The following is a 7,809-nucleotide window of genomic DNA, read 5'->3' as shown; positions in this document are numbered from 1 at the left end:
GTACGTGCTCGACCCGGCGCTGGACCCGCGGCACGGACCCCGACCGTACCTGCACCCGGTCCGCACCCTCGGCGGAACGGTGGTCACCGACGCGCTCCCCGCCGACCACGTGTGGCACCTCGGCGCGTCCCTCGCGGTGCAGGACGTCGACGGCAGCAACCTCTGGGGCGGGCGCACCTACGTCCGCGACGTCGGCTACACCTGGCGGGACGACCACGGCGTCATCGCGCACACCGGCGAGGTCGAACGGTCCCCGGGCCGGTACGCGCACGATCTCCAGTGGCGCGACCGGGCCGGCGGGGTGCTGCTGACCGAACGACGAGGTCTCGCCGTGTCGGCGGTCGCGCCGGACACCTGGCGGCTCGACGTGGACTCCGTCCTCACCGCCCCGGCCGATCGGGAGGTGCACCTGGGCAGCCCGGCCACCAACGGCCGCCCGGGCGGGGCCGGCTACGGCGGGTTCTTCTGGCGGGCCGCCGCCGACGGCGAACCGGCGGTGTTCACCGCCGACGCGGTCGGTGAGGAGACGGTCAACGGCAGTGCGGCGCCGTGGCTCGCGCTGACCGGCGTCCGGTCGGGCGGCGGGGCGTACACCCTGGTCTTCACGGGCCTCGGCCGAGACGACCGGTGGTTCGTGCGGACCGGGATGTATCCGGGCGTCTGTGTGGCGTTCGCGTTCGACCGTCCGGCGGTGGTGCCGGCCGGTGGGAGCAGGCACGGCCGGTACCGGGTTTGGGTGGCCGACGGGACTCTCGACCGGGACGGTGTCGCCGCCCTGGCCACGACGGTGCCGTGAAACTGCGCGGACCCGGTGGTCAGCCGGACCGGTCGGTCAGCTCACGGATCGCCACCTGGTACGCGGCCTGGGTGTGGTACGGCCAGTGGCCTTCGATCGGCGGTGGCACGGTGTCCGCCGGGTCGACGGTCAGGCTGCGGGGATCACGCAGTCGAGTGTCGATGTCGACGCCGGGTGGTGGGCCGTCCGGGCCCGGAGGGAAGATCGGGCCGCCGATCGGGTCGGTGTCGCGCCACAGGTTGCGCCACCGCCAGCCGATCCGCCCGCCCAGGTCGTGCAGGGTCCGCGGCCCGAGGTAAGCCGGGTAGAGCCGCGCGTAGGTGCGTTGCAGCGGTGAGCCGTAGGTCAACAGCGAGACCCGGGCCAGCACCGACGGCGATAGTTGCAGGATGGTGGCGGCGGCCAGCACCGAGCCGTGGCTGTGTCCGGAGATGATCACCGGTCCCCGCGCGGTGAGCCCGGTGACCCGTTTCGCCAACTCCGGGACGGCACGGGCGGCGTAGCAGGGCGGCGCGAACGGGTGGACCGTTCGGGGCCAGAACGTGCCGAGGTCCCACAGCACCGCCACCACCCGCCGGGTCTGGGCTGACCGGTACGCCCGGAAACCGAGGATCAGGAGGCTGAGCACCAGCAGGCTGATCACCCAGACACCGGCGTCGGTGACGTAGGCGGCGAGCACGCCGGCCCCGCCACCGTGCCCACCCAGGCGGTCCGCCAGCTGGGTGGGACCGATCCCGATCAGGTCGAAGGCGACGGTGGCCAGCCCGATCGACGCGATCAGCAGGAACGCGACCAGGACCGGGCCGAGCTCCTCGGTGATCCGGGACCGGGCGATGGCCTCCCGGACCAGGCGCAGCCGGTGGGCGTCCTGCGCCGGCACGTCGGGGTAGTCCCGCGCGGTGATCCGCGCCGCCAGACTCCGTCGCCGCCGGCGGGTCAGCAGGAGGGTCGCCGAGGTCACCGCCGCGCCGATCAGCAGCGCGGCGAGCCCGGCGAGCGCGGCCCACCAGTAGGCCACCGGCGGCTCCAGCGGACCGACGATCGGCGGGTTGGGCCGGATCGGGTCGGGAATGTTGCCGTGGTCGAGGACGTCCGCGACGCGGTAGACCAGGGTCGCGGTGAAGGCGGCGCCGACGCTGACCGCGGCCGCCGCCATGATCGGGGTGCCGAGCCCGCGCAGGAAGGGGCGCTCGTCGCCGCGGGCGGCACGCTGGCGGGTGTACGTGACGACGGTGAGCACGACGAGCAGGACGCCCTGCGTGGCGACCACCCCGGCGGCGGCGCCCTCGTACCCGGGCAGCTTGCCCAGGCCGACCGGTGTCGGGTCCGCGAGCGTGGCCGCGCCGAGGCAGCACACGGTCACCACCACGGTGGCCGCCCAGAGGGGGCGCAGGAGCCGTCGGGCCCTCGCCCGGCTGGCGGGCACGGGCAGCGCGAGCAGGATCACCGCGACAATGAGCAGCCCGGCGGCGATCCCGAACAGCACGTCGTGACCGGGTGCGCCCACGCCGCCCGGTGTGATGCCGGCGAGCAGGGCGACGTTCAGCGTCCCGATGCCGAGCACCACGTGCAGCTGTCGCAACCACCCGGTGGTCTGCTCGTCCTGCCAGAAGCCGGCGTCGGTGAGACTGGCGGTCCGGTCGCCGGGCCGGCGTTGCGCCGACGACGGGCCGAACCCCTCGAAGGTCCGTGCCGACCGGGTGCCGATGGCCCAGACGACCCGCAGCGCCAGCAGGGGACCGATCGACAGCAGGGCCAGCCGGGGCCCGGTCGGGAGGGTGTAGAGCCAGGCCAGGTAGGGGCGGCCGGCCCGGCACCCCGGGTACGGCACGCACTGCCAGCCGACCAGGTCCAGCGTGACGCCCACCGCCGCCAGCATGAACGTGGCGGTGAGGGTGCCGGCGAGCAACCGGCACAGCACGCCGAGCAGCCCCCACCGGTCGTGCCCCGGCGGCCGGAGCCAGATCGCCAGGTTGCTCAGCATGAAGGGCAGCAGCAGCAACATCGAGGCCGTGCGTACCGCCGCGCCGGCGGTCAGCGAACCCCAGCGGTACGCCTCGACGGCGACTCCGTCGGTGGCCCCGCCGGCGGTGCCGCTGCCCGGCCGGGGCCGGAAGAAGCCCGCGTGCGTGTTCCCGGCGACCCGGGTCACGATCGGGTGGTCGAGAATCCGTTCGGCGGTGACTCCGGAGATGCCGTGCACGCGCAGCTCAACGGCGTCGCGCCCGGGCGTCCTGTCCACGCCGTCAGGGTCACAGACAAACCACCCGGGCGCTGCCGATACCGCAAACGTCAACGGGTCGGTAGGGCGGCGGTGACTCGGACGGCCTTGACGATCGCCGGGATGGACCCGATCAACAGCACCAGCCCCCAGACGATCGCGATGATCGCGAACACCAGCGCCGCCACGTCGTCGACGATGCTGACCAGGATCACCGGCACCAGGTTGTGCAGGAACTCCAGCACCACCGTGCACAGCAGGGTGGTGAGGATCAGCAGGACGAGGCCCTTGTTCTGCAGGAAGCGCGGCTGGGCCAGCACCAGCATCCCGGCCCACACCAGCTTGAGCAGCAGCACCAGCCCGAGCAGCACGGCCGCCTCGCCGACCGGGAAGAACCCCCACAGCGCCAGGTACGCCAGGGTGCCGAACGGGACGGCCAGGAAGAGCGACACCATGATGGACAGCTCCACGAACGCGACGACAAGCGCGACCAGCCCGACGATGATCAGGATGATCGAGAAGATCAGGCTTGCCACGCCCTGCACCCGACCCTGCACGCGCTCGGGCAGCAGCAGACCCAGGCAGAACAGCCCGGTGCTCCAGACCGCCACCGCGTCGATCAATGCCAGGTAGCCGGTGCCCCGGCCGGACGGTTCGCTGACCCCGGACACGTCGTCGATCTCCACGTCCAGCGCGCCGGCGCTGTCCGCGAGGGCCGCACCGGCGTCGGCGCCGCCGAGCAGCAGCCCGGCACCGAGCTCCACCCCGATCGCCAGGACGATGGCGAGCATGGCCATCAGCAGGAACGGCTTGCGCAGGTCACCCACGGCGGCACCTTCCTCTCAGTCCGGATCGGGGTCAGGACGTGGCCACGACGACCGTGCAGCCGCCCAGGCCGGGGCAGACCAGGCCCACCTCGGTGGCCTGGTCGACGGCGATCTTCGCCACCGCACCGGTCCCGTCCGCCGCCGGCTCGACCTCGTCGCGGATGGTGAGGTCGGCGTCGCCGGGCGCCGGGGCGACGACCGTGAACCGGGCCGCACTGCGCAGCACCAGGGTGCGCAGCCCGCCGGGGTCAGCGACCCGCACCGCGCAGCTGCCGGAGAACGCCAGCCGGCCCGCCTCGTCGGCGCAGTCGGCGCTGACCGTCGCCGGATCCACCGCGGACCGCTCGCCGCCCAGCGCGCCCAACCGGTCGACGAACCCGTGCCGGGCCCCCGGATCACCCTGGTCGTCGCGGCCCACGCCGACCGCGACCACGAACAGCGCCACCAGCAGGACGGCGAACAGGCCCAGCAGCGCCTTCTGCCGACCACTCATCGCGCCACGGCCTGCGCCACGATCTCGGTGAACCGGATCTCGTCGACGCCCGCGAAGTAACGGCTCGTGCCCTGCGTCTTGCCGACCACCAGCAGCGTGACCTGGTGTGGGCCCTTGCTGAGCTGGACCGTGCCGACGTCCAGGAACTCCGTCTTCCGCACCGTCGGCGTGAAGCCGAGGAATGTGCCGCCGACCTGGTTGCCGTCGATGGCGAAGACGGTGTTGGCGTAGTCGAAGGAGGTGGTGCGTACCGCGGCGAAACGCCAGGTGCCGTCGGCCGGGATCTGCACCGTCACGGTGACCTGATCGCCGATCGCCAGCCCCGTGAAGAAGAGTTGCTTGTCCCCGGACCAGGTCACCCCGCAACAGTTGGGCTGCGCGCCCACGGCCGCCTTGCTGTTCTGCGGCGACTTGATCACCGCGCCCTCCACCAGGCTCTCCGCCTCGACGGTGACCACCCGCGGCTCGCCGGGGGCTGGCTCGCCGTCGCGGGTCAGCAACACCACCCCCACGGCGACCACCACCAGCACCAACGCCGCCGCGGCGGCGATCCACAACCACGGGGTACGCCGTGGCGGCGCGACCGCCCGCACCTCGTACGTGACCCGGCCGCTGGAGCGGGAACTCTCCTCCGGCGCGGTGTTGGCCGAGTACGCGAACCCGGTCATGTCGTAGCGCCGGGGCGGGGTGCCGGCCGGCACGGCGAGCTTGACCAGGAACGACACCGATCCCTGGCCGGGTACCACTCGCTGGGGCTCGGCGACGGTGAACCACGCCCGCTGGGAGCCGTCACCGGGCGCCACGTCGAACACCACAGTGTCCGGCGCGTTGCCCGGGTTGGAGACGGTGAAGGTCAGCTCGCCGCTGTTGCGCGGGTCGAGGGTGAACTGCTCGGCGGCGGCGACGACCGCCCACTCGGTGGTCATGACGACTCCTCTTCCAGGACGATCTCGACGGTGGCCGAGGCGGGTTTCTCCGCCTCGACGATGCGGGTGATCAGGGCGAGCTGATTGGCGGCGGCGGCCGGTACCCGCACCACGACGTGGAAGGCCCGCTCGGCCGGCTCGTCGATGGCGAAGCCCGACATGCCGGTGGCCAACTCCAGGGCCCGGCGCATCCCGTACGGGGTGCCGCGCCAGCGGGCCAGCAGGGCGGCGTTGGCCACCAGGTCGCGCAGCCGACCCACCGGCAGCGGCAGCGGGGCGTCCGGCCGGGGAGAGGCCACCACGTGGTCCATCGCCACCCAGCGGGTCAACCGCACGACCAGCCCGTCCGGCGCCCGGTACGGGTCGAACAGCGCGTCCACCTCGGCGAGGACCGCCTCGTCCGGGGCGTGCAGCCCCTCCATCACATCCAGCAGCGCCCAGAGCACGCTGCCCGGCACGCAGGCCCGCTGGTAGGCGGCGGGCAGCAGCCGTTCAATCGCCGAGCGTCGCATCCTGGCGCACCACCTCGATGTCGTGCTCGCCGGAGCAGAGCAGCCAGGTATCCGGGACGGTCACCACGTCGGCGGTGGCCTGGTTGGCGCTGGGCGTCCAGGTGACGGCGTCGGCGCTGCGGTGCACGCCGCGTTCACCGCTGGCCAGGATCAGCCGCTCCGCCGCGCCGATGCCGGCGGGTGCCGCGCCCCCCGCCGTCACACTGCCGGCCGTCGGGCCGCTCACCGCGACGGCGTCGACCGGCACGAACCGGGTCCGGTCTCGCAACGGCAACCCGCAGTTGACCGACACCGCCTGCCACTGCGGCTGGGCGGCCAGGGTGTCCAACCGCAGCACCCCGCCGCTCTGCGTGGCCGCCACCGCCTGCTGGCCGGCGAACGCGAGGTCCCGGCAGGTACCGCCGCTCCACCCGGCCTGCATCGACTGCCACTTCACGTCGGACTCGAACAGCCGGGTGCGATGACAGCCCTGGCCGGGCCTCTTCGGATCCGGCTCGCCCGCGCCGCTCCACAGCAGGGTGGCCGGGCCGTCGTACTGCACGGCGAGGACCCGGTTGTCCACGTTGGCCAGACCGACGTGGCTGAAGCTGCCGGGTCGGCCGCCGCTTGTCGACAGGTACACCCCGAAGCTGGCCTGCGCGGCCACCGCCACCCCCGGCGCGCCCCGTTCGGAGACGAACGTGCGCACCGCGTAGAAGCCCCGGTCGGCGTCGGACGGGTCGACCAGGATCTGCAACGGCACCGCCCCGGGCAGCAGCGACACCTCGTACAGGCCGGTGTCGGTGGCCACCAGCAGCGCGCCCGCGCCGTCGCGGTCCAGCCAGGCCACGTCGGAGATCCGCGAGTCCAGGTCGGTGAGCAGCGACCACGTCTCGCCCAGGTCGGTGCTCAGGTGCACTCGGGAGCCGCCCGAGGCGCGCAGCGTCACCACGGCCACCGAGCCGGGACGCGCGACGATGCCCGGCCGTACCGGCGCGGGCGCGGGCGCCACCCGCAGCACCGTCTCGTCGTCGAAGCGACCGGCCGGTTCCCAACCCGCGCCACCGTTGCTGGAGCGGAACAGCACCGGGCCGCGCCCGGCGTACCAGGTGCGGGCCTGGTACTGGTCCACGGCGAGGGCGCGGACGCCGGCGTCGGGCGCCTCGTCGACCACGAACCGCACCGACTCGACGTAGCGCACCCCCGGCTCGGCGTGCTCCAGCAGCCGGTACACGTTGGACGCCCGCAGTGGCTCGCCGAACGGCCAGCCGGTCGGGTTGAGCGCGGTGGGCAGCGGGCTCAACGTCTGGTGCAGCCGGTCGTGGATGCGGCGCCGGACCGCGTCCACGTCCTCCTCGCGGCGGACCACCACCCGGGCCCGCACGGACACCGCCTTGAACCGCGCCCAGGTGGCCCCGGAGCGAATGCCGACCATCCGGCGTTCCTCCAGGTCCGCCTCGACCCGGTGGCGCGCCTCGGGCACCTCGTGCTCGCGCAGCACCGCCACCGGCAGCCGACCACCCGGACGGGCCGCCTCCGGCACGTACGGCACCAGCACCACCTCGACCTCGCCCGGCCGGGCGAAGCTGTACACCGCCGCGCGGGTGAACGCCCGCGCCCGCGCCACCGCGCCGGAGCTGGTCGCCAGGACCTCGAAGTCGCGGGCGGTGACCGCCCGCTGCTGGGCGAAGAACTCGTACGGGCCGCGCAGCAGCACCGACTCCAGCGCCTCCATCTCCCGGCCGCCGGCCGCCGGGGCGGGGTTGTCCACGCGTACCCCGGGTAGGGGGTCACGCAGGCTGGTCAGGGTGCCCGCCGCCACGTTGCCGGTGGGCCCGCCACCGGCGCGGTACCAGAGCCGGATCTGCCGCCCGGCCGGCGGCACCGCCGCGACGGTCACCGGCGGCACGGTGCTCGCCGGTGCGGCCGCGTCGGCGGTGACCCCACCCTGCGGCGTCGCCCCGGCGGGGGGCCGCAGGTCGAGGGCCGGGGCGAAGGTGACAGTGCCCGAGCAGCGGTCGACCAGGTACGCCTTGGCCTGCGGGCCGAGCCCGG

General features: G+C 74.0%; 7 protein-coding genes. 1 reads left to right on the top strand and 6 read right to left on the bottom strand.

Features of this window, described 5'->3' with window-relative positions; genetic code table 11:
* The coding region (locus PSH25_RS26825) for a DUF6807 domain-containing protein (protein WP_238661680.1) at positions 1-796 on the top strand (796 nt) is incomplete at its 5' end.
* A gap of 19 nt (positions 797-815) precedes the next feature.
* Here the strand turns inward: PSH25_RS26825 and PSH25_RS26820 are convergent.
* The 6 genes from PSH25_RS26820 to PSH25_RS33755 form a co-directional block, all read right to left on the bottom strand.
* Positions 816-3,038 (bottom strand): hypothetical protein, encoded by a 2,223-nt coding sequence (locus tag PSH25_RS26820; RefSeq protein ID WP_238661679.1) that lies wholly within the window; start codon positions 3,036-3,038, stop codon positions 816-818.
* A 50-nt stretch (positions 3,039-3,088) separates the two neighbouring features.
* Positions 3,089-3,844: a hypothetical protein gene (locus tag PSH25_RS26815; protein ID WP_238661678.1), complete on the bottom strand. Its 756-nt coding sequence runs from the start codon at positions 3,842-3,844 to the stop codon at positions 3,089-3,091.
* 31 nt (positions 3,845-3,875) lie between these two features.
* Positions 3,876-4,337 carry a hypothetical protein gene (locus tag PSH25_RS26810; protein WP_238661677.1) on the bottom strand — a complete coding sequence of 154 codons (462 nt, stop codon included), beginning with the start codon at positions 4,335-4,337 and terminating at the stop codon, positions 3,876-3,878.
* The gene (locus tag PSH25_RS26805) at positions 4,334-5,263 is read right to left on the bottom strand and encodes a carbohydrate-binding protein (protein ID WP_238661676.1); all 930 of its coding nucleotides are present in this window, start codon (positions 5,261-5,263) and stop codon (positions 4,334-4,336) included. The genes PSH25_RS26810 and PSH25_RS26805 overlap by 4 nt, the downstream gene beginning before the upstream one ends.
* Positions 5,260-5,775, bottom strand: a complete 516-nt coding sequence (locus PSH25_RS26800) for a phage tail protein (protein WP_238661675.1) — start codon at positions 5,773-5,775, stop codon at positions 5,260-5,262. The genes PSH25_RS26805 and PSH25_RS26800 overlap by 4 nt, the downstream gene beginning before the upstream one ends.
* The coding region (locus PSH25_RS33755; protein WP_274528004.1) for a baseplate J/gp47 family protein at positions 5,756-7,809 on the bottom strand (2,054 nt) is incomplete at its 5' end. The genes PSH25_RS26800 and PSH25_RS33755, both read right to left, overlap by 20 nt.

Origin of the sequence: Micromonospora foliorum (genome assembly GCF_022229015.1) — a bacterium.
GTDB classification, from domain to species: Bacteria; Actinomycetota; Actinomycetes; order Mycobacteriales; family Micromonosporaceae; genus Micromonospora; species Micromonospora foliorum.
This window is presented reverse-complemented; position numbering and strand designations above follow the sequence as displayed.